This is a genomic window from Sphingomonas sp. SDUR79 (assembly GCF_056821745.1).
Window position 1 is genome coordinate 1,278,954 of the sequence record NZ_JBPDIN010000001.1, and the last position, 25,498, is coordinate 1,304,451.

30 protein-coding genes are annotated in these 25,498 nt (G+C 64.6%); 19 read left to right on the forward strand and 11 right to left on the reverse strand.

Annotated elements, in window-relative coordinates; translation table 11 throughout:
* Positions 1-32: 32 nt before the first annotated feature.
* Positions 33-1,418 (forward strand): leucyl aminopeptidase family protein, encoded by a 1,386-nt coding sequence (locus tag ACRYLO_RS06165; protein ID WP_482659351.1) that lies wholly within the window; start codon positions 33-35, stop codon positions 1,416-1,418.
* Entirely contained in the window at positions 1,415-3,067 is a 1,653-nt protein-coding gene (locus tag ACRYLO_RS06170; protein WP_482659352.1) for a thiamine pyrophosphate-binding protein, read from the forward strand. The genes ACRYLO_RS06165 and ACRYLO_RS06170 overlap by 4 nt, the downstream gene beginning before the upstream one ends.
* Positions 3,068-3,070: 3 nt before the next feature.
* Here ACRYLO_RS06170 and ACRYLO_RS06175 read toward each other — a convergent pair whose 3' ends face one another.
* Together ACRYLO_RS06175 and ACRYLO_RS06180 are read right to left on the reverse strand one after the other, a co-directional pair.
* Entirely contained in the window at positions 3,071-3,379 is a 309-nt protein-coding gene (locus ACRYLO_RS06175) for a helix-turn-helix domain-containing protein (RefSeq protein WP_482659353.1), read from the reverse strand.
* 171 nt (positions 3,380-3,550) lie between these two features.
* The gene (locus ACRYLO_RS06180; RefSeq protein WP_482659354.1) at positions 3,551-3,721 is read right to left on the reverse strand and encodes a CsbD family protein; all 171 of its coding nucleotides are present in this window, start codon (positions 3,719-3,721) and stop codon (positions 3,551-3,553) included.
* A 92-nt stretch (positions 3,722-3,813) separates the two neighbouring features.
* Here ACRYLO_RS06180 and ACRYLO_RS06185 point away from each other — a divergent pair, with 92 nt between their 5' ends.
* Together ACRYLO_RS06185 and ACRYLO_RS06190 are read left to right on the forward strand one after the other, a co-directional pair.
* Positions 3,814-4,410, forward strand: a complete 597-nt coding sequence (locus ACRYLO_RS06185) for a class I SAM-dependent DNA methyltransferase (RefSeq protein ID WP_482659355.1) — start codon at positions 3,814-3,816, stop codon at positions 4,408-4,410.
* Positions 4,410-5,018, forward strand: a complete 609-nt coding sequence (locus ACRYLO_RS06190) for a hypothetical protein (protein WP_482659356.1) — start codon at positions 4,410-4,412, stop codon at positions 5,016-5,018. The genes ACRYLO_RS06185 and ACRYLO_RS06190 overlap by 1 nt, the downstream gene beginning before the upstream one ends.
* Here the strand turns inward: ACRYLO_RS06190 and thiS are convergent.
* Positions 5,015-6,016, reverse strand: coding sequence for a sulfur carrier protein ThiS (thiS, locus tag ACRYLO_RS06195; RefSeq protein WP_482659357.1), 1,002 nt, complete (start codon positions 6,014-6,016; stop codon positions 5,015-5,017). The two genes, ACRYLO_RS06190 and thiS, sit on opposite strands and share 4 nt — an antisense overlap.
* A gap of 88 nt (positions 6,017-6,104) precedes the next feature.
* Between thiS and ACRYLO_RS06200 the strand changes: the two genes are divergently transcribed.
* The 5 genes from ACRYLO_RS06200 to arsC all read left to right on the forward strand — a co-directional run bounded on the left by ACRYLO_RS06200 (position 6,105) and on the right by arsC (position 10,340).
* Complete coding sequence (locus ACRYLO_RS06200; protein ID WP_482659358.1) at positions 6,105-7,472, forward strand: CHAT domain-containing protein; 1,368 nt, start codon at positions 6,105-6,107, stop codon at positions 7,470-7,472.
* A 62-nt stretch (positions 7,473-7,534) separates the two neighbouring features.
* A complete protein-coding gene (aroQ, locus tag ACRYLO_RS06205; protein WP_482659359.1) occupies positions 7,535-7,969 on the forward strand; it encodes a type II 3-dehydroquinate dehydratase in 435 nt (144 codons plus the stop codon).
* Between the two features lie 101 nt (positions 7,970-8,070).
* Positions 8,071-8,544, forward strand: a complete 474-nt coding sequence (gene accB, locus ACRYLO_RS06210; RefSeq protein ID WP_294016588.1) for an acetyl-CoA carboxylase biotin carboxyl carrier protein — start codon at positions 8,071-8,073, stop codon at positions 8,542-8,544.
* A gap of 4 nt (positions 8,545-8,548) precedes the next feature.
* Complete coding sequence (gene accC, locus ACRYLO_RS06215) at positions 8,549-9,916, forward strand: acetyl-CoA carboxylase biotin carboxylase subunit (RefSeq protein WP_482659360.1); 1,368 nt, start codon at positions 8,549-8,551, stop codon at positions 9,914-9,916.
* Positions 9,917-10,004: 88 nt separating this feature from the next.
* Entirely contained in the window at positions 10,005-10,340 is a 336-nt protein-coding gene (gene arsC, locus ACRYLO_RS06220; RefSeq protein WP_482659361.1) for an arsenate reductase (glutaredoxin), read from the forward strand.
* A 55-nt stretch (positions 10,341-10,395) separates the two neighbouring features.
* Here arsC and ACRYLO_RS06225 read toward each other — a convergent pair whose 3' ends face one another.
* Positions 10,396-10,770, reverse strand: coding sequence for a PAS domain-containing protein (locus tag ACRYLO_RS06225; protein WP_482659362.1), 375 nt, complete (start codon positions 10,768-10,770; stop codon positions 10,396-10,398).
* 77 nt (positions 10,771-10,847) lie between these two features.
* On the opposite strand from ACRYLO_RS06225, the gene ACRYLO_RS06230 reads away from it, so the two are divergent.
* Positions 10,848-12,308 (forward strand): phospholipase D-like domain-containing protein, encoded by a 1,461-nt coding sequence (locus ACRYLO_RS06230; protein ID WP_482659363.1) that lies wholly within the window; start codon positions 10,848-10,850, stop codon positions 12,306-12,308.
* Here ACRYLO_RS06230 and ACRYLO_RS06235 read toward each other — a convergent pair.
* Positions 12,291-12,809 carry a hypothetical protein gene (locus ACRYLO_RS06235; protein ID WP_482659364.1) on the reverse strand — a complete coding sequence of 173 codons (519 nt, stop codon included), beginning with the start codon at positions 12,807-12,809 and terminating at the stop codon, positions 12,291-12,293. The genes ACRYLO_RS06230 and ACRYLO_RS06235 overlap by 18 nt on opposite strands.
* 129 nt (positions 12,810-12,938) lie before the next feature.
* On the opposite strand from ACRYLO_RS06235, the gene purL reads away from it, so the two are divergent.
* The 6 genes from purL to bfr all read left to right on the forward strand — a co-directional run bounded on the left by purL (position 12,939) and on the right by bfr (position 18,533).
* Positions 12,939-15,143 (forward strand): phosphoribosylformylglycinamidine synthase subunit PurL, encoded by a 2,205-nt coding sequence (purL, locus tag ACRYLO_RS06240; RefSeq protein WP_482661689.1) that lies wholly within the window; start codon positions 12,939-12,941, stop codon positions 15,141-15,143.
* A gap of 167 nt (positions 15,144-15,310) precedes the next feature.
* On the forward strand, positions 15,311-15,727 hold the full coding sequence (locus tag ACRYLO_RS06245) for a hypothetical protein (RefSeq protein ID WP_482659365.1): 417 nt from the start codon (positions 15,311-15,313) through the stop codon (positions 15,725-15,727).
* A complete protein-coding gene (locus ACRYLO_RS06250) occupies positions 15,720-16,394 on the forward strand; it encodes a nitroreductase family protein (RefSeq protein WP_482659366.1) in 675 nt (224 codons plus the stop codon). The genes ACRYLO_RS06245 and ACRYLO_RS06250 overlap by 8 nt, the downstream gene beginning before the upstream one ends.
* A gap of 62 nt (positions 16,395-16,456) precedes the next feature.
* Positions 16,457-17,698: a DUF418 domain-containing protein gene (locus ACRYLO_RS06255; protein WP_482659367.1), complete on the forward strand. Its 1,242-nt coding sequence runs from the start codon at positions 16,457-16,459 to the stop codon at positions 17,696-17,698.
* 76 nt (positions 17,699-17,774) lie between these two features.
* Entirely contained in the window at positions 17,775-17,945 is a 171-nt protein-coding gene (locus tag ACRYLO_RS06260) for a (2Fe-2S)-binding protein (RefSeq protein WP_224919999.1), read from the forward strand.
* Between the two features lie 105 nt (positions 17,946-18,050).
* Positions 18,051-18,533, forward strand: coding sequence for a bacterioferritin (gene bfr / locus ACRYLO_RS06265; RefSeq protein ID WP_294016568.1), 483 nt, complete (start codon positions 18,051-18,053; stop codon positions 18,531-18,533).
* Between the two features lie 103 nt (positions 18,534-18,636).
* Here bfr and ACRYLO_RS06270 read toward each other — a convergent pair whose 3' ends face one another.
* The 5 genes from ACRYLO_RS06270 to panB all read right to left on the reverse strand — a co-directional run bounded on the left by ACRYLO_RS06270 (position 18,637) and on the right by panB (position 23,801).
* On the reverse strand, positions 18,637-19,050 hold the full coding sequence (locus tag ACRYLO_RS06270) for an Hpt domain-containing protein (protein WP_482659368.1): 414 nt from the start codon (positions 19,048-19,050) through the stop codon (positions 18,637-18,639).
* Between the two features lie 134 nt (positions 19,051-19,184).
* Positions 19,185-20,549 carry a ribosome biogenesis GTPase Der gene (der, locus tag ACRYLO_RS06275; RefSeq protein WP_482659369.1) on the reverse strand — a complete coding sequence of 455 codons (1,365 nt, stop codon included), beginning with the start codon at positions 20,547-20,549 and terminating at the stop codon, positions 19,185-19,187.
* 295 nt (positions 20,550-20,844) lie between these two features.
* Positions 20,845-22,167, reverse strand: coding sequence for a PQQ-like beta-propeller repeat protein (locus ACRYLO_RS06280; RefSeq protein WP_482659370.1), 1,323 nt, complete (start codon positions 22,165-22,167; stop codon positions 20,845-20,847).
* Positions 22,164-22,835 (reverse strand): tetratricopeptide repeat protein, encoded by a 672-nt coding sequence (locus ACRYLO_RS06285; protein ID WP_482659371.1) that lies wholly within the window; start codon positions 22,833-22,835, stop codon positions 22,164-22,166. Before ACRYLO_RS06285 ends, ACRYLO_RS06280 begins: the two co-directional genes overlap by 4 nt.
* A 105-nt stretch (positions 22,836-22,940) precedes the next feature.
* Positions 22,941-23,801, reverse strand: a complete 861-nt coding sequence (gene panB / locus ACRYLO_RS06290) for a 3-methyl-2-oxobutanoate hydroxymethyltransferase (RefSeq protein ID WP_482659372.1) — start codon at positions 23,799-23,801, stop codon at positions 22,941-22,943.
* Positions 23,802-23,926: 125 nt separating this feature from the next.
* Here panB and ACRYLO_RS06295 point away from each other — a divergent pair, with 125 nt between their 5' ends.
* The 3 genes from ACRYLO_RS06295 to ACRYLO_RS06305 are packed head-to-tail and all read left to right on the forward strand — an operon-like array spanning position 23,927 to position 24,985.
* Positions 23,927-24,343 (forward strand): hypothetical protein, encoded by a 417-nt coding sequence (locus ACRYLO_RS06295; RefSeq protein ID WP_482659373.1) that lies wholly within the window; start codon positions 23,927-23,929, stop codon positions 24,341-24,343.
* Positions 24,344-24,345: 2 nt separating this feature from the next.
* Positions 24,346-24,777, forward strand: coding sequence for a hypothetical protein (locus ACRYLO_RS06300; protein WP_482659374.1), 432 nt, complete (start codon positions 24,346-24,348; stop codon positions 24,775-24,777).
* Positions 24,770-24,985: a helix-turn-helix transcriptional regulator gene (locus tag ACRYLO_RS06305; protein WP_294016555.1), complete on the forward strand. Its 216-nt coding sequence runs from the start codon at positions 24,770-24,772 to the stop codon at positions 24,983-24,985. Before ACRYLO_RS06300 ends, ACRYLO_RS06305 begins: the two co-directional genes overlap by 8 nt.
* Before the next feature lie 52 nt (positions 24,986-25,037).
* On the opposite strand, the gene ACRYLO_RS06310 is transcribed toward ACRYLO_RS06305, so the two are convergent.
* Positions 25,038-25,472: a hypothetical protein gene (locus ACRYLO_RS06310; RefSeq protein WP_482659375.1), complete on the reverse strand. Its 435-nt coding sequence runs from the start codon at positions 25,470-25,472 to the stop codon at positions 25,038-25,040.
* Between the last annotated feature and the right edge of the window lie 26 nt (positions 25,473-25,498).

Sequence of the window (25,498 nt, forward strand, 5' to 3'; positions counted from 1 at the left end):
CGTTGCCGAGCGCGCAGCTTAGATCATCCGCAATGACGGACCTTTCCTTGCTGCTTCAGCCCGATCGCGGCCAGCCCGCGCGCACCATTCATGTCGTCCACCCCGATCAGTGGCAGGACTGGCTCAAGGCCCAGCCGCCGCGCATCCGCACCGCGATCGCCGCGCACAAGCTAACCGGCAAGGCGGGCAACCGCGCCGTGCTGCCCGGCGAGGGGCCGGAGGATTGGGCGATGCTGCTGGTGTGCGACGAGGCCGAAACCTCGCCGTTCCGCATCGCGTCGTTGGGGGAGCAGCTGCCCGAAGGCACCTATCGCCTCGCGACCGGAGAACCCGGTGCCGCGATGCTTGGCTGGGTGCTCGCGCAATATCGCTTCGATCGCTACCGCGAGGATGAAAGCGCGCACGGCCCGCGCGTCCTGCTGACCGGTGAGCCCGGTCGGATCGAGGAGACACTGCGCCTTGCCGCAGCGACCTTCAAAGTTCGCGATCTGGTCAACACCCCCGCCTCCGACATGGGGCCGGCCGATCTGGAGGCCGAGGTCGAGGCGCTCGCGAAGAGCCACGGCGCGACGCTCACCGTTACCCGTGGCGATGCGCTGGAGCAGGGCTATCCGATGATCCATACCGTCGGCATGGCGGCGGCGCGCGGACGTGAGCCGCGCCTGATCGAGCTCGAATGGGGCAATCCCGACCATCCCCGGCTGGCACTGGTCGGCAAGGGCGTGTGTTTCGACACCGGCGGGCTGGACATCAAGCCGAGCGTCGGCATGCGCCTGATGAAGAAGGACATGGGCGGCGCGGCGCATGCGATCGCGCTGGCCGGGCTGGTGATGGGGCAGCGGCTGCCGGTGCGGCTGCATCTGCTCGTCGCGGCGGTCGAAAATTCGGTGGCGGGCAATGCCTTCCGCCCCGGCGATGTGCTCAAGACGCGCAAGGGCCTGACGGTCGAAAACACCAATACCGATGCAGAAGGGCGTCTGATCCTCGGCGATGCGCTGACCAGGGCGGTCGAAGGCAAGCCGGGCCTGATCCTCGACTTCGCAACGCTGACCGGCGCGGCGCGGGTCGCGCTCGGCCCCGATCTCCCTGCCCTGTTCGCCAATGACGACACGCTGGCCGGCGCGATGCTCGATGCCGGGGACAGTGTGAAAGATCCCCTGTGGCGATTACCCTTGTGGGACGGCTATGACGAGATGCTGAAGTCGGACATCGCCGACATGGTCAACGCCCCCGACGGCCCGTTTGCAGGGCCGATCACCGCCGCGCTGTTCCTGCGCCGCTTCGTGCCCAAGGGTATCGCCTGGGCGCATCTCGACCTGTTTGCCTGGCGACCTGCCGCCAAGCCGGGGCGCCCCAAGGGGGGTGACGCAATGGGGCTGCGTGCGACATGGGCGATGCTGAAGGGACTCTATTCATGACCGAGCTACGCAATGGCGGCCGCATCTTGGTCGACAACCTCGTGGCGCAGGGCTGCGACCGCATCTTCCATGTGCCGGGCGAGAGCTTCCTCGCGGTGCTCGACGCGCTGCACGATGTGCCGCAGGTCGATCTGGTTACCTGTCGGCAGGAGGGCGGCGCGGCGTTCATGGCGTGCGCCGATGGGGCGATGACCGGCAAGCCGGGGATATGCTTCGTCACGCGCGGTCCCGGCGCGACCAATGCCAGTATCGGCGTGCATGTCGCGATGCAGGATTCGATCCCGATGATCCTGTTCATCGGCGATGTCGACCGGTCAATGCGCGATCGCGAGGGCTTTCAGGAAGTCGATTTCCCCGCCTTTTTCGGCCCACTCGCCAAATGGGCGACGCGGATCGAGGATGCGGCGCGCATTCCCGAATATGTCGCGCGTGCATGGAATGTCGCGATTAGCGGCCGCCCCGGCCCGGTCGTTGTCGCGCTGCCCGAAGACATGCTGCTCGATGTGGTCGAGACGCTCGACCGCCCGCGCCTGACCCGCCACAGCGCAGGTCTGGACCCGGAGGATTTCACCGACGTCCTCGACCTGCTCCGCACTGCCGAGCGTCCGGTGGCGGTTGTCGGCGGCGCGGGTTGGGATATCGCGACCGGCGCGGCATTCGACAGCTTCGCACGTAGCTGGGGCATTCCCGTTGCCGGCGCGTTCCGGCGGCAGGACGCGATTCCGAACAGTTCACCGGCATGGGCCGGCAACCTCGGCTATGGCCCCAATCCGAAGCTGGTTGCGCGGATCAAGGCTGCCGACCTGCTGCTGGTCGTGGGTGCGCGACTGGGTGAGGCGACAACAGATGGCTATACGCTGGTCACGCCCGACCATCCCGGTCAGACGCTGATCCACGTCCATCCCGATGCGGGCGAACTCAACCGCGTCTATCGCGCTGATCTCGGCATCGCCGCGCCGGTATTCGAATTCGCCGCCATGCTCGCCGCCGCCGATGCTCCCGCAACACCCCGCCCCGCCTGCGCCGAGGCACATGCCGAGTGGCAGGACTGGTCCACGCCAAAGCCGCGCGACGGCGTGACACTGGACCTGGGCCAGTGCGTCGCGGCGATGCGTGAGCGGATCGCCGCCGACCACGCGATCATCTGCAACGGCGCGGGCAATTTTTCCGGCTGGTGGCACCGCTACTGGCGCTATGGCGCGCAGCCGTCGCAGCTGGCCCCGACCGCCGGCGCGATGGGTTACGGCACTCCCGCCGCCGTCGCCGCAGCATTACGCCGCAAGGACAAGCTGGCGGTCGCGCTCGCGGGCGACGGCGATTTCCTGATGAACGGACAGGAGCTGGCGACCGCCGTGCAGCATGGTGCGGACATGCTGGTGCTGGTGATCGACAATGGCGCCTATGGCACGATCCGCATGCATCAGGAGCGCGAGTTTCCCGCGCGCCTGTCGGGCACCACGCTGCACAATCCCGATTTCGCGGCGCTGGCGCGCGCCTATGGCTGCTGGGCGGAGACGGTCGAACGCACCGAAGACTTCGCTCCCGCACTCGACCGCGCGCTGGCGGAGCGCGGCGTCCGCCTGCTGCATCTGAAGACCGATGTCGAGTTCATTACCCCCGCGACCACGATCGCAGCGATCCGCGGGTGAGGGTCAGGCGATCATCAGGCGGCGGCGGTCCAGCAACGCCGCCTCGACCGCTTCCAACGCCCAGCGCTCGCACAGGCCAACGGCGCGCGCAAAGGCTTTGACGAACCCCTTGAGGTAGATCACGCCCGGAAAAACGTCGAACCGTTCCGCTTCGATCGCCGCAAGGTAGCGGATCGGCACACGGGTCTCGGCTGCGATGTCTTCGATCGACAATGCCCGGCGACGGCGCGCGTCCGCCAGTGCGGCCCCCACGCTTCCGCGCGGCTCAACCCGCCAGTCACCTCTGGCAAAGGGCAGAATTGACTGTTCCATCGCGGCGTTCATCGTCGTCAAGCCCCCCGGCTGGCTGACAATACCGGACTGTCCCGGTGCGGAACGCCTTAATGACTCGAATCGCGCGACGAGTCGATTCGATTCACCCACGAAAAAGGGCCGTTTCCCGCAGAAAACGGCCCTCTCCGATTTCAAATCAGGCGGTGCGCGTCAGATGTCGTCGCCCAGCGCGCCCTTGATCTTGCCGCCGAGCTGCTGGGCCTTGCCCTTGCCTTCCTGTGCAGCGCCCTCGGCGCGCGTGTCAGGGTTGCTGCTCTGCTGCTTGGCCTTGCCAATCGCTTCGTTGACGTTGCCTTTGATCTTGTCGACGAGTTCGCCCATGATGGTCTCCATTGGTTCGGGGGTTTCCATATCAACCACCGTTCCCGGTATGAGTTCCGACATATCCGCCCCTGTTTCCGGAGGTTCGGACGATGCCCCACCGGATTATCGACCTGTATCAGCGCCATGCCGCCGCCTTTGACGCGGCGCGGCGCGACAGCTTTCCGGAACGGACCTGGCTCGAACGGTTCGAGCGGATGCTCCCGGCCCGGGCAAAGCTGCTGGACCTTGGCTGCGGCGGGGGGGAGCCGATCGCGCGTTTTCTGATCGATCATGGCCACCAGCTGACCGGGGTCGACAGCTCGACAACGCTGATAAACCTCGCCCGCACCCGGTTCGGAACTCATAGCTGGATCGAGGCCGACATGATGCGCTTTGGCGGGGACAGCGGTGTCTATGACGGCATCCTCGCCTGGTGCAGCCTGTTCCATCTGGAGGTGGAGCGGCAGGAAAAGCTGATCCGCCGGATGGGCGTTTGGCTACGCAAGGGCGGGGTCGCGCTGTTCAACACCGGCCCCGCCCATGGCGTCGCGATCGGCGACTTCGAGGGGGAGGAACTGTACCACGCCAGCCTGTCCCAAATCGAATATCGCACGGTGCTTGCCGAAAGCGGGCTGACCGTGGTCAATCATGTCAGCGAGGACGCAAGCTGCGGGGGTTTCACCGTGTGGCTGGTGGGGAAGATGTGATGCGGTTCTTTCTATGGCTGTTGAGCGTGGTGGCGCTGGTTCTGGCCGGCTGGATCGGTGGGCCGGTCGCAATGCAAAGCTATCGCGTGGCGACCGCTGCCCATCCCGAACGCGCCCGACAGGCGGTCGCCTATGCGCTGCTCGACGCCTACCGAGATGCACCCGATGGCGCCATCGCGCCCCCGTCGACCGGTCCGGACACCGCTTCGGTGCGCGAATGCGGCTATGACCCTGCCACGCTGCTGCGGGAAGACGGCGTGCCATTTTCCAAATCGATCGATTGGGACATCACCTCGCTCAACCTGCGCGCGGGGCAGAGCGACGCACGCGGCGTGCGCGATATCCGCGCGGAGTCGCTCGCGAAAACGCAATCGACGGTCCTGATGTCGGCATTGATCGCGTGCCACGATACGCCCTTGGAGTCCGTATGCCGTGGACGCGTGGCGGAGATGACCGCAGCCATTGACGGCCAGGAAGGACAGGCGTTGGCGGATATCCGCGCCATGGCCCGCGATTCCGACCGCCGCATCCTGTGCGCCTATCTTGACGGCGCGGCGGCGCGACGCGGGATTGCCAAGGCCGCGCCCGCCCCCACGGCTGCCCCCTAGATCAGCCCCGCCAGCGGGCTCGACGGATCGGCATAGCGCCGCTGCCCCATCCGCCCGCTGCGATAGGCCATTCGTCCGCTCTCGACCGCAAGGCGCATAGCGCGTGCCATCAGGATCGGGTCCTTAGCCTCGGCGATCGCGGTGTTCATCAGCACGCCGTCGCACCCCAGCTCCATCGCCACCGCCGCGTCGCTCGCCGTACCGACCCCGGCATCGACCAGCACCGGCACCTTTGCGCCCTCGACGATCAGGCGGATCGTCACGCGGTTCTGAATGCCGAGGCCCGAACCGATCGGTGCGCCCAGCGGCATGATCGCGACCGCGCCGACATCCTCCAGCCGCTTCGCCGCGATCGGATCATCGACGCAATAGACCATCGGCAGAAAGCCTTCCTTGGCCAGCACCTCGGTCGCGCGCAGCGTTTCGTGCATGTCGGGATACAGCGTCTTCGCCTCGCCCAGCACCTCCAGCTTGACCAGATCCCATCCGCCAGCTTCCCGCGCCAGCCGCAGCGTGCGGATCGCGCTTTCGGCGTCGAAGCAGCCGGCGGTGTTGGGCAGATAGGTGATCTTCTTCGGGTCAATGAAGTCGGTCAGCATCGGCGCCTTGGGGTCGCTGACGTTGACGCGGCGCACCGCGACCGTGACGATTTCCGCGCCCGATGCCTCGACCGCCGCCGCGTTCTGCGCGAAATCCTTGTACTTGCCGGTCCCGACGATCAGCCGCGACCGAAAGGTCCGGCCTGCGACGGTCCAGCTGTCATCCGCCGTCGCGACGTGATCGCCACCGCCGACGAAGTGAACGATCTCGAGCTCGTCGCCATCCTCGACCATCACCTGCGCCAGCGTCGACCGCGGCACGACCTCCAGATTGCGCTCCACGGCAACCTTTTCCGGTACCAGCCCCAGCTCGCTGGCCAGATCGGCCAGCGACAGACCCGCGTTGACCCGGCGATGTTCGCCATTGACGATGATCGAAACGGTGCCGTCGGCGTGCATCTGTTATCCTGTCCGGTTGCAAACTCGTCGGGCATATAGGTATGTTGAACGGTAGCCGACAACTGCCCCGCTACGGAAAGGCATCGCGATGGATCGTTTTTCGCGGCGAGCGCTTCTGGCGGCGAGCGGGTGTGGGCTGCTCGCAAGAAAGGCATGGGCGCAAACCGCCGCGGGCGAAAATGGACGCAGGACTAAAGATATTCCCGTGGGCTTGCTGGACGCTATTTCCACAATTTCATCCTATGATCTGGGTTTCAAAGGGAAACTGGAAACCGGTCAGTATTCCCGAAAGCCGGGAATAAGTCGGCTCGAAGCCGAAGCAGCTTTCGTCGATATTGTCGAGAACCTGGCCCGCTTGTCCAAGTCGATCGATACCCTTTTGCTGGTCCAGCGCCGCGTTTCGAGCAGCTCATTTGCATGGTTGATCGACTCGGACGGAGTCATCGCTACTGGAACCACGTCTGATCCATATGATTTCGCCAGACTAACCACAGCGCTTCGGGTCGATGCCCGTGCAAACGTGCGCGCGCCGAAACCACGTGGCGTACCCCGCACCCCTCCGCCACTCCCGCCGGACCCCTCCGCCCTGTCACCCCAGGCAGCGTTGCAAATGACTGCGGCCCATTTTTTCCCGGGAGAGGTTGGGGTTATGCTCGCCGAACGGCGCGGACGACTGCTCGTTCTTCCCGTGGATGCCGGGGGCCGTGTGCCATATGCGGCGCTGCCACTGGGCGACAGCCTGCTCGCCGAACGATGGCAAGTGGTGGTACTGCCCGGCCTCGACGCCGCCCGGCAGGGGCTTTTCCATCGCGCGGACCTGCAAGTTGAAACTGCCTTCGTGGTTGGTAATCCCGACCTTTCCGGCGATCCGGACTATGAATGGGTCGATCTTCCCGGCGCGGCGGCCGAGGCACAAGCGATCGCCGCGATGATGGGCCTTCCCGACGAGCAAATCCTGTTGGGCGCGCAGGCAAGCCACAAACAGGTCAGGGCGAAGCTGCTGGGCTATCCTAGCCCTGACATCGCCTATTTCGCGACCCATGCCGTCGCGGATGCGACAAACCCGATGGACCAAAGCTTCATCGCCCTGGCCGGACAACATCTGCGGGGGGCTGAATTGCGAGACAGCTCGGTGCTCAACAACTGGAACATGGGGACCAATCTGATCATCCTGAGTGCCTGCCAGTCGGCGCTTGGAAAGCAGTTCGACGGGGGCACCTATGGCATCACACGCGTCCTTAATCTGATCGGCGCCGGCGTGGTCGTCTCCAGCCTTTGGAACGTGGATGACCGGGCCACCGGAATGCTGATGACAGAGTTCATGCGAGTATTTCTGACGGGTCAAACGCCCGAGGCAGCGATGCAACATGCGCAACTGGCGATGCACGCAAATTATTCGAGCGACCCGGCTGCATGGGCAAGCTTTGTCGTGTTTGGGTCTCCCAGCATCAGCTAAGTGGCGCTCGACCTCATCACTTTGCGGCGCTAGGTGGGGCGCAAAGGTTCGTAGGTGTAACGATGACCGAAATAATTTATGTTCTGAACGGCCCGAACCTCAACCTGCTCGGCACGCGCGAGCCGGAAATCTATGGCTCCGACACGCTCGACGACATTGCCGGAATGCTGGAGGACCGCGCCCGCGATCTCGACCTGACGGTCGATTTGCGCCACTCGAATCATGAGGGGCATCTGGTCGATTGGATGCATGAGGCGCAGGCGCGCGGGGCGAAGGCGGTGCTGCTGAATGCCGGCGCCTTCACCCATAGCAGCATCGCGCTGCACGACTGCATCAAGAGCATTCGTACCCCGGTGATCGAGGTGCATCTGTCAAACCCGCACAGCCGTGAGGAATTCCGGCATCTGAGCTATGTCGGACGCGCTGCAAAGGGCACGATCGCGGGCTTTGGCGCGCAGTCCTATCTGCTCGCGCTCGAAGCTGCAGCGCGACTTTGATGCGGCGAGCGGTTTGCAAGCCGGGTCATCTTGACTAATAGCCGCCTTTTCCTGCGCGCCGGTCCGGGTTCCGGCGCGAACCGAACATCATTTGAGGTCGCATGAGCGAAGATCACAAAAAGAGCATGCATGTGGATATCGAGCTGGTGCGCCAGCTGGCGGCGGTGCTCGACGAGACCAACCTGACCGAGATCGAGGTCGAGGACGCCGATCGCAAGGTTCGCGTCGCGCGCAAGATCAACGCTGCGCCGGTCGCCTATGCTGCGCCAGCTCCGGTGGCGGCTCCGGCTCCGGTGCCGGCTGCAATGCCGTCAGACCCCGCGTCGATCACCCCGGCGCATGACAATGCCGTCAAGTCGCCGATGGTCGGCACCGCCTATCTCTCCGCCGAACCGGGCGCCAAGCCGTTCGTCGCCATCGGCCAGCAGGTCAAGGCAGGCGACACGCTGTTGATCGTTGAGGCGATGAAGGTGATGAACCCGATCGCCGCGCCGCATGGCGGCACCGTCAAGGCGATCCTGGTCGATAACGGCCAGCCGGTCGAGTTCGACCAGCCACTCGTCGTCGTCGAGTAAGCCCGTGCCGGAGATCAAAAAGCTCCTGATCGCCAATCGCGGCGAGATCGCATTGCGCATCCATCGCGCATGCCATGAAATGGGCATCAAGACGGTTGCAGTGCACTCCACCGCCGATTCCGACGCGATGCATGTCCGCCTGGCGGATGAGGCGATCTGCATCGGCCCGCCCGCTGCGGCGGAAAGCTATCTCAACATCCCGAACATCATCTCGGCCGCAGAGATCAGTGGTGCCGACGCGATCCACCCCGGCTATGGCTTCCTCAGCGAAAACGCCAAGTTCGCCGAGATCGTTGAGCTGCATAACCTGATCTTCGTCGGGCCGAAGCCCGAACATATCCGCACCATGGGCGACAAGATCGAGGCGAAGCGCACCGCTGGCGCGCTCGGCCTGCCGCTCGTCCCCGGATCGGACGGCGCGATCAGTGACCTTGAAGAGGCAAAGGCGATCGCGGCCAAGGCGGGCTATCCCGTCATCATCAAGGCCGCATCGGGCGGCGGCGGACGCGGCATGAAGGTCTGCACGTCCGAGGATGAGCTTGAGACGCTGATGCAGCAGGCCGGCCGCGAGGCAAAGGCCGCGTTCGGCGATGCCACCGTCTATCTCGAAAAATATCTCGGCAATCCGCGCCACATCGAAATTCAGGTGTTCGGCGACGGCAATGGCAACGCCATCCATCTGGGCGAGCGCGACTGCTCGCTCCAGCGCCGCCACCAGAAGGTGCTGGAAGAAGCCCCCTCCCCCGTGCTCGGTCAGGCCGACCGCGAGCGGATCGGCAACATCTGCGCCAAGGCGATGGCCGATATGGGCTATCGCGGCGCGGGGACGATCGAGTTCCTGTGGGAGAATGGCGAGTTCTACTTCATCGAAATGAACACCCGCCTGCAGGTGGAGCACCCGGTGACCGAAGCGATCACCGGCCTTGACCTGGTCCGTGAACAGATCCGAATCGCCGAGGGCCATCCGCTGACGCTGCGCCAAGATGATGTCCAGTTCCGCGGCCATGCGATCGAATGCCGCATCAATGCCGAGGATCCGCGCACCTTTGCCCCCTCGCCGGGCAAGGTGACGCAATATCACGCGCCGGGGGGCATGAATGTCCGCGTCGATAGCGGCCTCTATTCGGGCTACAAAATCCCGCCTTATTACGACAGCATGATCGCCAAGCTGATCGTGTACGGCACGACGCGCCAGGGCGCGCTCCGCCGCCTGCGCCGCGCGCTCGAAGAGTTCGTGATCGAAGGTCAGGGGATGAAGACCACGATCCCCTTGCACCAGGCGCTGCTCGACGTGCCGGAATTCCAGCAGGGCGACTATACGATCAAGTGGCTGGAAGAGTGGCTGGCGAAACAGGACGCCAGCGAGCCCTGACATCCGTTTGCCCTGAGCCTGTCGAAGGGCTGTTCCCACGCTATCAGCATGCAGTGCTTCGACAAGCTCAGCACGAACGGAGGTTCGGATGAACGCCACGATCTACCACAACCCGCGCTGCTCCAAGTCGCGTGAGGCGCTGGCGATCCTTCAGGACGCCGGCGCCGACGTGACGGTGATCGAATATCTCAAGACCCCGCCGCAGCGCGACGAACTGGCGCGGCTCTATGCCAAGGGCGGAATGTCGCCGAGTGACGGGCTGCGCAAGGCCGAGGCCGGGGCCAAGGCGCTCAAGGATGCATCGGATGACGCGATCCTTGACGCGATGGCCGCCGACCCGATTTTGATCGAACGCCCGCTGGTCGAAACCGACAAGGGCGTGCGGCTGGGTCGACCGCCGGAGCGGGTGCGCGAAATCCTGTAAAGCCCCGCCCTGCCCTGATCCATCTCGCGCCCCACGGTCGGCGCGACCAGCGGCCTCAGGCGTACTGACGCGACATCGCGACGATCTCGTCGGTTACGTCGATCTTGGTCCCGTAGAGATAGCGCGCGACACCATCTTCCGCTTCGACATCGGCGGTCACCCGGATCCAGCGCAGTTGGCCGTCCGGGCGGCGAATCTTGGCTTCAAAGGTGAAGCTGCCGCACTCGGCGATCGCGGTCGCCCGCAGCTGGCGGAGTTCCTCGCGCGATTCGGCGGAATACATGGCGACAATGGCTTCGCGCGTGACCGGAGTACCGCGTTCGATCCCGAACAGGTCGTACACTCCGTCCGTCCATGTGAGCGAATCGTCGCTGAGATCGCACTCCCAGCGGGCCTGGAGCGGAAGCATGTGGCGCGTCATCATATCCATGGCGACTGGTTACCAATCGTTTTGCTAAAGTCTAGTGAACGCGTGACCTTTCGTGCGCCGACGGCTATCATTTTGCCATGCCCGCAGGTTCTGAAGACTCGCTGCTCCTTGAGCCCGGCCGCAACTGCTGGCGCACGGCCGACGCCACACGGCTGTCCGTCATCGTCGATGCCGAGGATTATTTCCGAATCGCCCGCAACGCGATGCTCCGCGCGAAGAAACAGATCCTGTTGATCGGATGGGACTTCGATGCGCGCATCCTGCTGACCCATGACGACCCCCCCGACCACCCCGAGGCGCCACGCGAAGTGGGGGCGTTCATCAGCTGGATCACGCAGCGCAATCCGGAGCTTGAAGTGCATATCCTGCGCTGGGACATCGGGGCGCTGACCGCGCTGCTGCGGGGGCGCACGCTCCAGACGCTGGTCGAATGGAAGCTGGCGAAGCGCATCCACCTGAAGCTCGATTCGACCCATCCGCCCGGTGCGTCGCATCACCAGAAGATCGTGGTGATCGACGATTGCCTGGCTTTTTGCGGCGGCATCGACATGACCCTGGGTCGATGGGACACGCGCGGCCATGCCGATGGTGACCCGGGGCGGATCAACCCGGGCGGTGAGGCCTATATGCCGTGGCATGATGCGACGACGGCGATCCAGGGCCCTGCCGCAGCGATGCTGGGCGATCTGTGCCGCGAGCGCTGGCACCGCGCCGGCGGCCATCGGATCGAGCGCCCTGCCGTGGATCAGGAGTGCTGGCCGGAGGGCCTCGCGCCGGACTTCACCGATATTCGCGTCGCGGTTGCACGGACCCAGCCCGAGTTGAATGACGAACCGCCGGTGCAGGAAATCGAGCGCCTCTATCTCGACCTGATCGCAACCGCACGCCGCTTCGTCTATGCCGAGAGCCAGTATTTCGCGTCGCGCGCCATTGCCGAGGCGATCGCCAAGCGGCTGGCCGAACCGGACGGCCCGGAATTTGTGATCGTCAATCCCCGCCACGCCGATGGCTGGCTGGAGCAGACGGCGATGGACACGGCGCGCGCGCGGCTGTTCCAGGCGCTGAAGCAACGCGATCCGCATGACCGGCTGCGCCTCTACCACCCCTATACCGCCGCCGGCGACCCGATCTATGTCCATGCCAAGGTGCTGGTGATCGACGACCGGTTCCTGCGCATCGGGTCGTCCAACTTCAACAACCGCTCGCTCGGGCTCGATACCGAATGCGATGTTGCGCTGTCGGCGGGATCGGCGGACGAAGCGGCCCGTATCGCCGCGATCCGCGACGGTCTGCTGGCCGAACATCTTGGCACCGATTCGATCACCGTGGCGACGGCAATTGCCGACAAAGGCGCACTGATCGCTGCGGTGGATGCCCTGCGTCGATCAGGTCGAACCCTGCGCCCGTATGAAGTGCCCGATCTCGGCTCGGTAGAAGAATGGCTGGCGGAGAACCAGATCCTCGATGCGGGCGACGAATCACCGTTCGAGGCGATGACGAATGGTGGATTGCTGCGGAAACTAGGGTATCGGCGCTGAACGCGCGCGCCACCAGCGCCATAGCGAAACCAGAATGAAAGACGCGTGGAGAATGGCGACCACCAGCCAGCCGACCGCCCACCAGTCCTTCGATTGCCAAAACATCACCGACGCCAGCACGAGAAACGGCACGGATTCGAGAGCCGTGAGTTTCCTCTTTTGTTTCTTTTGCATCTCGGCAATCGACACCCGCTGCTGCGCGCGGTCGTTAACGCGGAAATGGGTGTGCGCGAGCGTCACGACCAGCATCAGGCCAAGCACACCTGCCAGGGCGATCGCCCCTGCGACATGGCCTCGCAAGTAGAGCTGGATCGGAACGGCCACGCCAAGGGTCAGCCAGCCACCCCAGAGCCACGGACTCACCCAGAGGCGCCGCCATTCGGCGCGCAGTTCCGCCACTTCCGCTTCGCTGAAATGAACGTCACAGCCCCATTGCTCGAAGAGGTAACCATCGTCGACGGGCCTGAATCGGCTCAGATAGCAACGCTCCAGCAGGTTCACCGTGCTCCGCCCTCCAGTGTCCCGACTAGCCTATCAACTGTTTCCGTTCGGAACCACCCAGCAATGCCCTGAACGATCGCTTGCCCTAAGGGGATGACGAACCGCGCACGTCCCGCTATGCGCGCGACCATGACTCAGATCACGCCCGAAATCGTCGCCGAACACGGCCTGTCGCCCGAGGAATATGATCGCGTCCTGCACGCGATGGGGCGTGAGCCGAACCTGACCGAACTCGGCATCTTTTCGGTGATGTGGTCGGAGCATTGCAGCTACAAGTCGAGCCGCATCCATCTGAAGAAGCTGCCGACGACCGCCCCCTGGGTGATCTGCGGCCCCGGCGAGAATGCCGGCGTGATCGACATTGGTGACGGGCAAGCGGCGATCTTCAAGATGGAGAGCCACAACCACCCGAGCTACATCGAACCCTATCAGGGCGCGGCGACCGGTGTCGGCGGCATTTTGCGCGACGTGTTCACCATGGGCGCGCGTCCGATCGCCAACATGAACGCGCTGCGCTTCGGCCGCCCCGATCATCCGAAGATGAAGCACCTCATCTCCGGCGTGGTGCATGGCATCGGCGGCTATGGCAATTGCGTCGGCGTCCCCACGGTCGGCGGCGAAGTCAATTTCCACAAGGCCTATGACGGCAACATTCTGGTCAATGCGATGACCGTGGGCGTCGCCGCGACCGACAAGATTTTCTACAGCGCCGCCGCCGGCATCGGCAATCCGGTCGTCTATGTCGGCTCCAAAACCGGCCGCGACGGCATCCATGGCGCGACCATGGCGAGTGCTGATTTCGACGAGCATAGCGACGAGAAGCGCCCCACCGTGCAGGTCGGCGACCCCTTCACCGAAAAGCTGCTGATCGAGGCGTGCCTTGAGCTGATGGCGTCGGACGCGATCGTCGCGATCCAGGATATGGGCGCGGCGGGCCTCACCTCGTCCAGCGTCGAGATGGCGTCGAAGGGCGGCGTTGGCATCGAACTGGTGATGGACAATGTCCCCCAGCGCGAAACCGGCATGACGCCGTATGAAATGATGCTGTCGGAGAGCCAGGAGCGGATGCTCATGGTGCTCAAGCCCGGCCGCGAGGATTTCGCCGAGGCGATCTTCCGGAAATGGGAACTCGACTTCGCGGTCATCGGTACCGTCACCGATACCGGCCGCATGGTGCTGAAGTGGAAGGGCGATGTCGTCGCCGACATCCCGCTCGCCCCGCTCGCCGACGAAGCGCCGCTCTATGACCGCCCGCACGTCGCGACGCCCAAGCCCGCTGACCTGTCGGACGAACCGGAATCGACCGACATCGCCGCTGACCTGATCAAGCTGATGGGTTCGCCCGACATCGCCTCGCGCCGCTGGATCTGGGAGCAGTATGACCACATGGTCGGTGCCGACACCGTCCAGCGCCCCGGCGGCGACGCTGCGGTGGTCCGCGTGCATGGCACCGACAAGGCGCTGGCGATGACCACAGACTGCACCCCGCGCTATTGCTTCGCCGACCCGTTCGAGGGCGGGAAGCAGGCGATTGCCGAAGCATGGCGCAACCTGACCAGCGTTGGCGCGACCCCGCTCGCGGTCACCAACTGCCTCAACTTCGCCAACCCGCAGCGGCCCGAGATCATGGGCCAGATCGTCGGCTGCCTCGAGGGGATGGGCGACGCCTGCCGCGCGCTCGACTTCCCGATCGTGTCGGGCAACGTCTCGCTCTACAATGAATCCAAGGCGACCGGCGGCGGCTCCGCCATCCTTCCCACCCCGGCAATCGGCGGCGTCGGCATTCTCGCCGACTGGTCCAAGTCGATGACGATCGCCTTCAAGGAAACCGGCGACGCAATCATCGCGGTTGGTGAGCGCATGGGCCATCTCGGCCAGTCGATCTGGCTGCGCGAAATCCACGGCCGCGAAGAAGGCCCGCCCCCGCCGGTGGATCTGAAGGCTGAAAAGCGCACCGGCGACTTCGTCCGCGACATGATCGGCCGCGGTCTCGTCAACGCCGTGCATGACGTGTCCGACGGCGGCGTTGCCGTGACGCTAGCGGAAATGGCGCTTGCCAGCGGCATCGGCGCACATGTCGATCAGGCGCAGCCCTTTGGCATCGCCGGCAGCTTTTTTGGCGAGGATCAGGGCCTGTACATCGTCACCGTACCGGACGAAGCGCTGACCGAATTCCTCACCGCCGCAGCTGAGGCCGATGTCCCCGCCGACCCGATGGGCCGCACGATCCGCGACCGGATCATCTTCGAACTCGACGAAGGCGACTGGTGCGTGACGATCGCAGACCTGCGCACCGCGCATGAGGGCTTTTTCCCGGCACTGATGGGGGCCTGACGCCCACCACCAACTTGACCGTCGCCCTGGGCTTGCCCCGGGGACGGTCTCATGGCCCGCCAGCCCCGCATTCCCTCAACGCCACGAATCTGTCACCTTCCCGCACGACTCGTCGCCCGCGCCCATTTATGCGGACCACGCGACGTTCCGACCCGCAGGAGGGACCGATGACCGCCGGCTATTCGACCACCCCGCTCGCCGAAAAGCTTGGCTTCAAGCCCGGTATGCGGCTGTTCATCGCTGACATGCCCGACAGCGTGCGCGCGGAGGCGCAGATCGATGACCTTGGCCTCGAACTGCTCGCCGCGCCCTGCACCGGGATCGACGCCGCGCATATCTTCGTCACCAAGCGCGCAACGCTCGCGCGCGAAGTCGCCGCTTTGCGTCAGTTGATCGCACCCAGCGGGTTCATCTGGGTATCCTGGCCCAAGAAAGCCGCGAAGCTCGATACCGACATCACCGAAGACACGATCCGCGAGATCGCCCTCCCCGTCGGGCTGGTCGATGTAAAGGTGTGCGCCGTGGACGCCATCTGGTCGGGGCTGAAACTGATGATCCGCAAGGAATTGCGCGCAAATGGCTGATGTGCCCGCGGTCGCGTGGCGCCCCTATCCCGATATGGACGATGCGCAGCGCATCGCCGCCGCGCGCGCCTTCCATGATGCCATGGCCACCCGCCGCTCATGTCGCGCCTTTGCCGCCACCCCGGTCCCGCGCGCAGCGATCGAATGGGCGATCCGCGCCGCCGGCACCGCGCCCAGTGGTGCCAACCACCAGCCATGGCATTTCGCCGTGGTTGAAAGCGCGGCAGCCAAAGCGGCGATCCGGTCGGGCGCCGAGGCGGAGGAGCGCGAATTCTACGCCGGCAAGGCGGGCGCGGAATGGCTGCGCGCGCTTGCCCCGCTCGGTACCGATGCGGACAAACCCTATCTGGAAATTGCGCCCTGGCTGATCGTCATCTTTGGCCAGCGGCGCGGCGGGCTGAAGCCGGGCGATGACTTCCAGAATTACTATGTCACCGAAAGCGTCGGCATCGCCACCGGCCTGCTGCTGAGCGCGCTCCACGCAGCCGCGCTGGCGACGCTTACGCACACGCCCAATCCGATGAAGTTCCTCAACACCGTCTGCGCGCGTCCCGACACCGAAAAGCCAGTGATGATCGTTGCCATTGGCCATCCCGCCCCCGACGCGACGATTCCGCTCCACGCACTGAACCGGAAGCCGCTTGAGGCGATCTCCAGCTGGCTGTGACGGGGGCTAGCGCAGGCGGACAGACAGGTGTATTCCTTCGGTAACACGGGGGAGACGAAAACATGGCGACGACCATGGCGGGTGACCGCCATCTGACGCTCGACACCGTTCGCGGGGTCGCGGTGCTCGGCATCCTACTGCTCAACATCATCGGCTTTTCGATGCCGATGGCGGCCTATTTCAATCCTGCGGCCTATGGCGGTGCGGAGGGTATCGACCTGGACGTGTGGTTCGGCAATTTCGTACTGTTCGATGGCAAGATGCGCGGCCTGTTTTCCTTCCTGTTCGGTGCGTCGACGCTGCTGGTGATCGAGCGCGCGACCGCGAAGGGTGAGAGCGCGGCCAAGGTCCATTATGCGCGGATGATCTGGTTGCTCCTCTTTGGCCTGATCCATCTCTGGGCGATCTGGTTCGGCGATATCCTCAGCCATTATGCGTTGATCGGCATGATCGCCTTCTTCTTCCGCAACGCGCGAGTAAAGACGCTGCTGATCGTCGGCTGCATCCTGCTCGTGATGCAGTTCCTCGTCTCCTCGTTCTTTCCGCTGGCGGCCGCAATGATCCAGGCGATGCCGGGCAAGCCGGGCATGGCAGAGGCGGCCTTGGGTTTCGAGCGTGGCTTTGGTCAGCCGTCGGCGGACTGGCTAACCGAACAGGTCGCGATCCATCGCGGGGGCTGGTGGCAGATCGCCGTTGAACGGTTCAAGGACGCCCGCTGGTTGCCGCTTGTCGGCCTGATCCAATATGGTTGGGAAACGCTCGCCTACATGCTGTTCGGCATGGCGGCGCTGCGCAACGGGATGCTGACCGGCGGGTGGGAGCGCAAGCGCTACTGGCGCTGGGTGGCGATCGGCTTTGGCATCGGCATCCCCTTCTACACGGCGCTTGCGCTATGGATGGTGCGATCGGATTTCTCGCTGCTGTCGGTTACGGCAGCGGTGCTGCCGGCGACCGTGCCAGTGCGCCCCCTGATGATCATGGGCTGGGCCAGCCTGATCGTGCTGCTGATGCGCCCGGGCGGCTTCCTCACCGACCGGCTGGCAGCGGCAGGGCGGATGGCGTTCACCAACTATCTGATGACCAGTGTGATCTGCACCACCGTCTTTTACGGCTATGGGTTCGGCTTCTACGGTGCCTTGTCGCGGGCCGAGGTCTATCTGGTGGTGTTCGCGGTGTGGGCGTTGATCCTGCTTTGGTCCAAGCCATGGCTCGAGCGATGCGCCTATGGCCCGCTCGAATGGCTATGGCGCAGCCTGGCGCGTGGGCGGCTCCAGACAATGGCGGGCGGAGCCCTGACGCGCTGATTTGCGAACGTCACGCAATAAGTGTTGCGAATCACTCTCACTCGCCTTAGCTTGGCTAGGCGATTGAGAGGGTTCCATGGTCGTCTGCGTTTGCAATGCCATTCGGGAAAAAGATGTCCGCGCCGCGGCGCGTGACGGAGCGATCAGCGCCTGTCAGGCCTATCGTGCGCTCGGTCGTCAGCCGAAATGCGGCCAGTGCGTCCCGTTTGCGCGAGCCATTATCGACGCCGAACGCGCTGCTGCGTAGCGTTCGCAGCTTCCCTAACCCGCAGAAAACCGCCATTTTTTGACTGTCTGACGCGCCCTGCCCGCGCTATAGTCGCCCGCGCAAACCGAACGCGAAAGGTGCGACATGAAGGGCGACCCCAAGGTCATCGATTATCTGAACGAGGTGCTCAAGGGCGAGCTGACCGCGATCAACCAATATTGGCTCCACTATCGCCTGTTCGACCATTGGGGCGTCAAGAAGCTCGCCGAGTTTGAGCGTCACGAGTCGATCGACGAGATGAAGCATGCCGACATGCTCGCCGAGCGCATCCTGTTCCTCGACGGTCTGCCCAATTTCCAGCTGCTCGGCCGGCTGCGCATTGGTGAAACGGTCGAAGAGGCGCTCAAGGCCGATCTTGAGCTCGAATATGAAGCCGTCGCGCTGCTCAAGGACGCGATCGAGCATTGCGAGAAGGTCCGCGATTATGGCAGCCGCGACCTGTTCCAGCGCATCCTCGACAGCGAGGAAGAGCATGTCGATACGCTCGAAACCCAGTTCGAGATGATCGAGCGGATGGGCATTCAGAACTACATCCAGCTCAACGCCAAGGCTGAAGAAGCGGAGTAAGGGGTCGCACCGGCCTGCTCCCCCACCCGGCCACCCTACGCCAGCATCCTATGGGTGGCCGGGTGGGGAGCGGGCCGGTGCCGGTCAGTGCAGCTGACACCAATCAGGCCGCCGGGCGGCGTCCGAACATCGGGCGCCGCTCGACCAGCGGGTTCGCCTCCCGCTCCAGCAGCGCCAACGTCGCCTGAAACAGCGGGCGCAGCTCAACCACCAGCTTGAGCGCTTCACTCGGCTCGTCGCGGCTTTCTACGCATTGACGGGCGATCTCCTCGATCGCGGCGGCGCATTCCGCCAGCGGCTCGGCGCCGAACTGGCGCGATTCACCCTTCAGCGTGTGCGCGGGCAAGACCATCGCGGCGGCATTGCCTGACCGCATCGCGTCTTCGATCCGCGCCACCGATTTGACGCCGTCCTCCTGGAAATAGCCAAGGATGCGGACGAAATTGGCACCAAGCTGTGCCCGGGCGTGCGCGAACGTCGCCCAGTCCACCAATCGGTTTCCATCGAGCGTCGACACATCAACCTCCAGCCCACTCAATCTGCCCGGATCACAGATATGGGTAAGCCGGTAAACGTCAGGTTGACAGGAAACCGTTTTCCTATGGGAAACGGGCCCGTGACGTGGCCGTTACAATCCCGCTGAAACCAGGGTTAGTCGCGGTCGAACGGGTTTTTCGACGGGCGCATCGTCAGCCGCACCGGCACCGCGCCAAAATCAAACTCCTTGCGCATGCTGTTGACCAGATAACGCTCATAGCTTTTGGGCAGCAGGTCGACGCGCGTGCCGAACAGGATGAAGCTGGGCGGTCGCGTCTTGGCCTGGGTGACGTAGCGTGGCTTGATCCGCTTTCCACCTGGGGCGGGCGGCGGATTGGCCTCGATCGCGCGCTCGAACCAACGGTTGAGCTGGCCGGTGGTGATGCGCCGCGACCATGCCTCCCGCGTTTCGAACGCGACTTTGATCAGCGTATCGAGCCCCTTGCCGGTCGCGCCGGACACGGTGAGCAGCGGCACGCCCTTGACCTGCGCCAGCCCCTCGTCGAGCGCGCCCTTCACGCCGTTGAACAGGCTCGACTGGTTCTCGGCCACGTCCCATTTGTTGAGCGCGATGACGAGCGCGCGGCCCTCTTGCAGCACCTTGTCGGCGATCTTGAGGTCCTGCACCTCCAGCCCCTTGGTCGCATCGAGCAGCAGCACGACGACTTCGGCGAAATCGACCGCGCGCAACGCGTCGGACACCGACAGCTTTTCCAGCTTTTCCTGCACCTTGGCGCGCTTGCGCATGCCCGCGGTGTCGATCAGCCGCACCGGACGCTCATTACCGTCCTCATCGGTCCACAGCCATTCGATCGCGATCGAATCGCGGGTGATCCCGGCCTCTGGCCCGGTGATCAGCCGGTCCTGCCCAAGGATCTTGTTGATCAGAGTGGATTTGCCCGCATTGGGGCGACCGACGACCGCCAGCTTCAGCGGGGCGTCGGGGGACTCATCGTCGTCTTCCGCGACCTCGTCCTCTTCGCGGTCGATAAAGGGCTGCAGCGCTTCGAACAGGTCGGCGATGCCCTCGCCATGTTCGGCGGAGAACGGCACCGGATCGCCCAGACCCAGCGCCATCGCTTCATGGATACCGGGTTCGGCCGCGCGCCCCTCCGCCTTATTGGCGAGCAGCACGATCGGCGTGCCGGAGCTGCGCAGCCAGCGCGCCACCTCTTCGTCGAGCGGGGTGATGCCCGCCCGCGCGTCGATCATGAACAGCGCGACATCGGCCTCGCGCACCGCCGCCTCGGTCTGGGCGCGCATGCGGCCCGGCAGGCTCGCGGGATCCTCATCCTCGAACCCAGCGGTGTCGATGATGCGGAACGGACAACCGAGCAGGTCGCCGTCGCCCTCCCGCCGGTCGCGGGTGACGCCGGGCTGATCGTCGACAAGCGCAAGGCGCTTGCCGACCAGCCGGTTGAACAGGGTCGATTTGCCGACATTAGGTCGACCGATGATCGCTACGGTAGGAAGACGCATCCGCGCCCCCTACCGCAACTAGGGTCTGTACTCAATCAGAGCGGGGTCGAGACGGAGCGGATTTTGGCGCAGGGCGAGGAGCGAGGAGGGAGCGATGCCGAAGCATCGTGACCGACAAGCGACGAAGCCATGCGCCAAAAGACGCCCGCCGCTGCGCGGTTGCTCAGGCAAGGCCGCCGGACGGCGTCGCTTGCTTGCGCGTAGCTTCAGCTACGCGACGGCGCTGCGCTCCTTGCCGGCGGCCTTGCCTGGGCAATCTCGATCCCCGTTCTGACTGAGTGCAGACCCTAGCGCCTCAGCGATAGGCGGTGATCTCACCCTTGTCGCTGAGGACATAGAGCATGTTGTTCGCGACGATCGGGGTCAGGCTGATCTTGTTGCCCACTTCGATTGTCGAACCAACGCTGCCATCGGACGGAGAAGCGGACACAAGTTCGCCGCGCGAATTGACCAGCCACAGCCGATCGCCGGCCAGCACGGGCCCGACCCAGGTGATCGGACCCTTCTTGTCCTTCTCGTCGCGCCACGCACGCATCTGGCTGATCCAGCGGACTTTGCCGCTGCCGCGCGCGATGCAGACCAGGCGCGCATCGTCGGTCATCACGAAAATCCACTCGCCCGCGATCCAGGGGGTCGAGATGCCCGCGAAATTCTGTTCCCAAACGCGGTTGCCCGACGCCAGCTCGAACGACGCCATGCGCTCGCCCTGGCCGACGGCGTAAACGCGACCTTGATCGATCACCGGCTCGGCATCGATATCGACCAGGCTGGAGACCGAGGTCGAGATGGTCGAGCGTGACAGCGTGTCGGTCCACAGCGCGCGGCCATTTTCGTAGCGATAGGCGTTGAGTTCGCCGGACGAGAAGCCGGCGACGATCGTGCCCTGCGCGGCGGCCGGCGCCGCCACCCCGAACACGCCCTGGGTTTCCGGGGTGCCCGACTGGGTCCACACGACGGCGCCATCGGCCTGCGCCAGCGCGAACAGCTGATTGTCCTGCGACACCACATAGGCGTTGTTGAGGAACAGGGTCGGTGCGCCGCGCAGCGGGCCGCCCGGCTTCTTGCGCCACACTTCGGTGCCTGCCGCCGCATCGATCGCGACGACATCGCCAAGCCCGTTGGTCGCGAATACGCGACCGCCCTCGACGCTCACGCCGCCGCCAAACGCAGCGTTGCGGTTTTCCTTGTCGGACGAGGTCGCGAGCGACCACAGCTTCGCGCCAGTGTCGGCGTTAAACGCATGGACGACCGCATCGGTATCGACGACGAACAGCTTGCCGTCGGCCACGACCGGCGCCGCCGCCAGCCGAACGCGTCCGTTGGTCCCGGCAATCTTAGCCGACCAGGCGCGCACAGGGGCCTGGCCCAGCGCCAGATGCCCCATCGCCTTGGACGCATTGCCGCCCGGCTGGGTCCAGCCAGCATTGACCGCCGCCATCGGCAGCACGACCTGAACCTCGCCGATCGATTTGTCGGCGGTGATGCCCGACTCGCCGGCAAGGATGGGCACGCGCTGGCCAAGGACCGGAGTCTTGTTGCCGCCGCCCTTGAAAATGCCGCACGCGCTCAACGCGACCAGCGCCGCAAGCGCGACGGGGATACGAACCGACTTGATCATTGTGCTTTCTTGTCCTCACCCTCGTCGACGATCGCGTCGACACCCAGTACGCCGGCCATCTGAACCGCGCGTTGACGGATCGAACGCGGAACGCTCTCGTCCTTGGCGATCTCGCCATACAGCTTGCCTGCCTCGGCGCGCTTGCCCTGCCGCAGATAGGCGCCGGCGAGCATTTCGCCCGCGCTGCCATACCAGGGGCTGTCCTTGACCGCGAGACCACTCAGCCGCGCGACGACGGCGTCAGGCTTCATCGTGTCATATTCGATCATGGTCTGGCGAATCAGCGCGAGGTCACGAAACTCCTGCGGCACCTTGGTGTCCGCGGCAATCGCGCCCATCAGCGCGGCTGCGCCCTTGAGGTCGTTCTTCTGCAGCAACAGGGCTGCCTGGGTGAAGCGCGCGCCGACGCTGAACCCGGTGGTGTCGGATTCGGCGAGTTCCTTCAGCGACGTGTCTGCCAGCTGTGGCTTATTCTCACCCAGCGCCTTGAACGCGGCGGCATATTTGTCGCCCTCGGCTGCACGCTGCCCGTCGCTATGGCTCTGCCAGTAGAGGAAGCCGCCAAACGCCACCAGCGCGGCGATCACCGCGACGATGATCCAGCGACCGTAATTCTGCCAGATATGCAACGCCTGGTCCTTGCGGAGCTCTTCATCGACCTCACGCATAAAGACATCGTTGCTTTGCGGGCTCAGCGCCAAGGGGAACTCCATCGGGAAAATTAGGGGGTTGCGGGCGCGGACCTTAGCCGCGCCGGACGGGAAACGAAAGCGTCAGTCCTTCGGCTTATAGACTTGTTCGTCGCCCGGGAAACTCCGGTCGCGCACCGCCGAGGCGTAGCTCTCGACCGCGGCGGAAATGCGGCCAGCCATGTCGTCGAACTTCTTGACGAAGCGCGGGGTCCGCTCGAACAGGCCCAGCATGTCTTCGGTCACCAGCACCTGCCCGTCGCACTGCGCCGACGCGCCGATCCCGATCACCGGACAGGAGACTGCGGCGACGATTTCGTTCGCCAGCGTCTCAACCACACCTTCTGCGACAATGGCAAAGGCACCCGCCTCCGCCACGGCCTTGGCATCACCGATGATCTTGGCGAATTCGGCATTGCCACGCCCGCGCGCGCCATAGCCGCCCAGCGCGTTCACCGCCTGCGGCGTCAAACCGATATGGCCCATTACGGGAATACCACGCCCCGTCAGGAACGCGACCGTCTCCGCCATCGCCGCCCCGCCCTCCAGCTTCACGCCGGCCGCGCCCGTCTCCGCCATGATCCGCGCCGCCGATTCGAACGCCTGTTGCGGGCTCGCTTCATAGCTGCCGAACGGCATGTCGATGATGACCACCGAGTGGTAGCTGCCCCGCACCACCGCAGCGCCATGCGCGCACATCATGTCGAGCGTCACCGCCAGCGTCGACGGCAAGCCATAGATCACCTGCCCCAGGCTGTCGCCGACCAGCAACACGTCGCAATGCGGGTCGAGCAGCTGCGCCATGCGCGCCGTATAGGCCGTCAGCATCACCACCGGATCCTTGCCCTTGCGCGCCTGAATCGCGGGGACGGTCAGCCGCTTCATCGGCGCCGGGGTTGGCGTCGCGCGGCTGGTGGACGTGTCGATGGTAAAGGTCGTGGACATGGGTCGCGCTCTAGCGGGGCCAGCGCGGTCACGCCAGCGACCTCGCATTCTATGTTACCCAATCTTGACTCAATGTCAGATATATATAACATTGAGTCGTGTAGAGTTTACATGGGAGGAAGCGCATGGCGTTTCGAGAAAAGATTGCATGGGTGTCGTTCCTGAGCACCGTGCTGATATGGGGTGCGTTCTTCGTCATCCTCGCGCTCGTGCCGCATCAGGCGCGCGGGCTGGCGATGCTCGGACCGTTCATCGTCGCGACGGTCGCGCAGGCGGCGGTGATGATCGCGGCGGCAACGATCTGGGCGATCAGCGCACCAAAGGAAGCCAACGCCCCCGCTGATGAGCGTGACCGCGCGATTGGCCGCCGCGCGACCGGCATCGCCTACTTCACCCTGATCCTTGGCGTGGTTGGGGTGATCGTCTGGCTGCACTTCGGCCTGCACGGCCCGGACACGATCTTCGCGCTGGCGGGTGCCTTCATTCTTGCCGAAGCGGTGCGGTTCGGCGCCACCGCGCTCGGTTATCGCAAGGGAGTCTGACAATGGCCTATCGTGAAAAGCTCGCCTGGCTCGAGCTGATCGGCATGGTGATCGCCTATGGTGGCTATTTCGTCGGCGTCGGGTTGGTCGACCCGGCCCCGGGCCGATTGGAAACGCTGACCTATGTCGCGCTGTTCGGGGCGGCGACAATCGTTCGGTTGCTGATCCTGGGCACCGGCTGGCTGACCCTGCGCGCGCAAATGGGCAGCGAGGCGCGCGCCAAGCCCGACGAGCGCGACCGTTCGATCGCGCGACGCGGGGCTGCCATCGGCTATTATGTCCTGCTCGGCCTGATGCTGTGGGTCGGCGTCATGCTCCCCTTGACCGACACCGGCTGGGCGGTGGCTAATTCAGCACTGGCCGCGATCATCATTGCCGAGATCGTGCGGGATGCAGTCATTGTGATCAGCTATCGCCGAGGCTGGCATGGCTAACCCCCCGATCGCCAATCAGATCCGCACGCTGCGCTTCATGGCGGGCGAGATGACCCAGGCCGATTTAGGCGACAGGGTCGGCGTCACCCGCCAAACGATCGCGGCGATCGAGCAAGGGAAATATTCGCCCACGCTCGAAACCGCATTCCGCATCGCGCGCGCCTTCGACAAGCCGCTCGAAGAGGTATTCCAGTGGGAGGGGGATTGACCCCTCCCAGAGCGGGGCGGGCCGGTGCCGAACAGCTTTGCTGAAAACGACTCTAGCGCAGCAGGCCCCGGCCCCTCGCCATATTGGCGAACCACAATTGGAACAGTTGAACCGCGGCGATGATAGAAGGGAAATAGGTCGTCCACACGCCTTTCATCGCGATAATGTCGGTCGCGAGGAACATCCAACCAAACTGGATCACCACCAGCACGAACGAAAGCGCGGAGACCAGCACTGCCCCGCGATTGCGCACAAGCAACTCGATAGCTCCGATCAGCCCGCAGGAGACGGCGGCCACATAAACGATATTCAGCCAGGTCGGGAGTGAAGCATAGAGTTGCCGGTCATAGTCGGTGGCGTTCGGATCGAAATCCGGCCCCAGCACGAAATGCATGTAAAGCGATGCACAGCCCATGAGGCCCCAAAGGATAAGCAGCACCGTCGTCACGGTGAACCAAATCGGTGCTTTCGAATTCACCTCGCGCATCGAACCTCTCCCCCTCGATCCGACAA

Bases quoted from the DNA above. Each gene is read 5' to 3' on its own strand.
- ACRYLO_RS06165 (WP_482659351.1), top strand. From the start codon at position 33: ATGACGGACCTTTCCTTGCTGCTTCAGCCCGATCGCGGCCAGCCCGCG.
- ACRYLO_RS06170 (WP_482659352.1), top strand. From the start codon at position 1,415: ATGACCGAGCTACGCAATGGCGGCCGCATCTTGGTCGACAACCTCGTG.
- ACRYLO_RS06175 (WP_482659353.1), bottom strand. From the start codon at position 3,379: ATGGAACAGTCAATTCTGCCCTTTGCCAGAGGTGACTGGCGGGTTGAG.
- ACRYLO_RS06180 (WP_482659354.1), bottom strand. From the start codon at position 3,721: ATGGGCGAACTCGTCGACAAGATCAAAGGCAACGTCAACGAAGCGATT.
- ACRYLO_RS06185 (WP_482659355.1), top strand. From the start codon at position 3,814: ATGCCCCACCGGATTATCGACCTGTATCAGCGCCATGCCGCCGCCTTT.
- ACRYLO_RS06190 (WP_482659356.1), top strand. From the start codon at position 4,410: ATGCGGTTCTTTCTATGGCTGTTGAGCGTGGTGGCGCTGGTTCTGGCC.
- thiS (WP_482659357.1), bottom strand. From the start codon at position 6,016: ATGCACGCCGACGGCACCGTTTCGATCATCGTCAATGGCGAACATCGC.
- ACRYLO_RS06200 (WP_482659358.1), top strand. From the start codon at position 6,105: ATGGATCGTTTTTCGCGGCGAGCGCTTCTGGCGGCGAGCGGGTGTGGG.
- aroQ (WP_482659359.1), top strand. From the start codon at position 7,535: ATGACCGAAATAATTTATGTTCTGAACGGCCCGAACCTCAACCTGCTC.
- accB (WP_294016588.1), top strand. From the start codon at position 8,071: ATGAGCGAAGATCACAAAAAGAGCATGCATGTGGATATCGAGCTGGTG.
- arsC (WP_482659361.1), top strand. From the start codon at position 10,005: ATGAACGCCACGATCTACCACAACCCGCGCTGCTCCAAGTCGCGTGAG.
- ACRYLO_RS06225 (WP_482659362.1), bottom strand. From the start codon at position 10,770: ATGGATATGATGACGCGCCACATGCTTCCGCTCCAGGCCCGCTGGGAG.
- ACRYLO_RS06230 (WP_482659363.1), top strand. From the start codon at position 10,848: ATGCCCGCAGGTTCTGAAGACTCGCTGCTCCTTGAGCCCGGCCGCAAC.
- purL (WP_482661689.1), top strand. From the start codon at position 12,939: ATGACTCAGATCACGCCCGAAATCGTCGCCGAACACGGCCTGTCGCCC.
- ACRYLO_RS06245 (WP_482659365.1), top strand. From the start codon at position 15,311: ATGACCGCCGGCTATTCGACCACCCCGCTCGCCGAAAAGCTTGGCTTC.
- ACRYLO_RS06250 (WP_482659366.1), top strand. From the start codon at position 15,720: ATGGCTGATGTGCCCGCGGTCGCGTGGCGCCCCTATCCCGATATGGAC.
- ACRYLO_RS06255 (WP_482659367.1), top strand. From the start codon at position 16,457: ATGGCGACGACCATGGCGGGTGACCGCCATCTGACGCTCGACACCGTT.
- ACRYLO_RS06260 (WP_224919999.1), top strand. From the start codon at position 17,775: ATGGTCGTCTGCGTTTGCAATGCCATTCGGGAAAAAGATGTCCGCGCC.
- bfr (WP_294016568.1), top strand. From the start codon at position 18,051: ATGAAGGGCGACCCCAAGGTCATCGATTATCTGAACGAGGTGCTCAAG.
- der (WP_482659369.1), bottom strand. From the start codon at position 20,549: ATGCGTCTTCCTACCGTAGCGATCATCGGTCGACCTAATGTCGGCAAA.
- ACRYLO_RS06280 (WP_482659370.1), bottom strand. From the start codon at position 22,167: ATGATCAAGTCGGTTCGTATCCCCGTCGCGCTTGCGGCGCTGGTCGCG.
- ACRYLO_RS06285 (WP_482659371.1), bottom strand. From the start codon at position 22,835: ATGCGTGAGGTCGATGAAGAGCTCCGCAAGGACCAGGCGTTGCATATC.
- panB (WP_482659372.1), bottom strand. From the start codon at position 23,801: ATGTCCACGACCTTTACCATCGACACGTCCACCAGCCGCGCGACGCCA.
- ACRYLO_RS06295 (WP_482659373.1), top strand. From the start codon at position 23,927: ATGGCGTTTCGAGAAAAGATTGCATGGGTGTCGTTCCTGAGCACCGTG.
- ACRYLO_RS06300 (WP_482659374.1), top strand. From the start codon at position 24,346: ATGGCCTATCGTGAAAAGCTCGCCTGGCTCGAGCTGATCGGCATGGTG.
- ACRYLO_RS06305 (WP_294016555.1), top strand. From the start codon at position 24,770: ATGGCTAACCCCCCGATCGCCAATCAGATCCGCACGCTGCGCTTCATG.
- ACRYLO_RS06310 (WP_482659375.1), bottom strand. From the start codon at position 25,472: ATGCGCGAGGTGAATTCGAAAGCACCGATTTGGTTCACCGTGACGACG.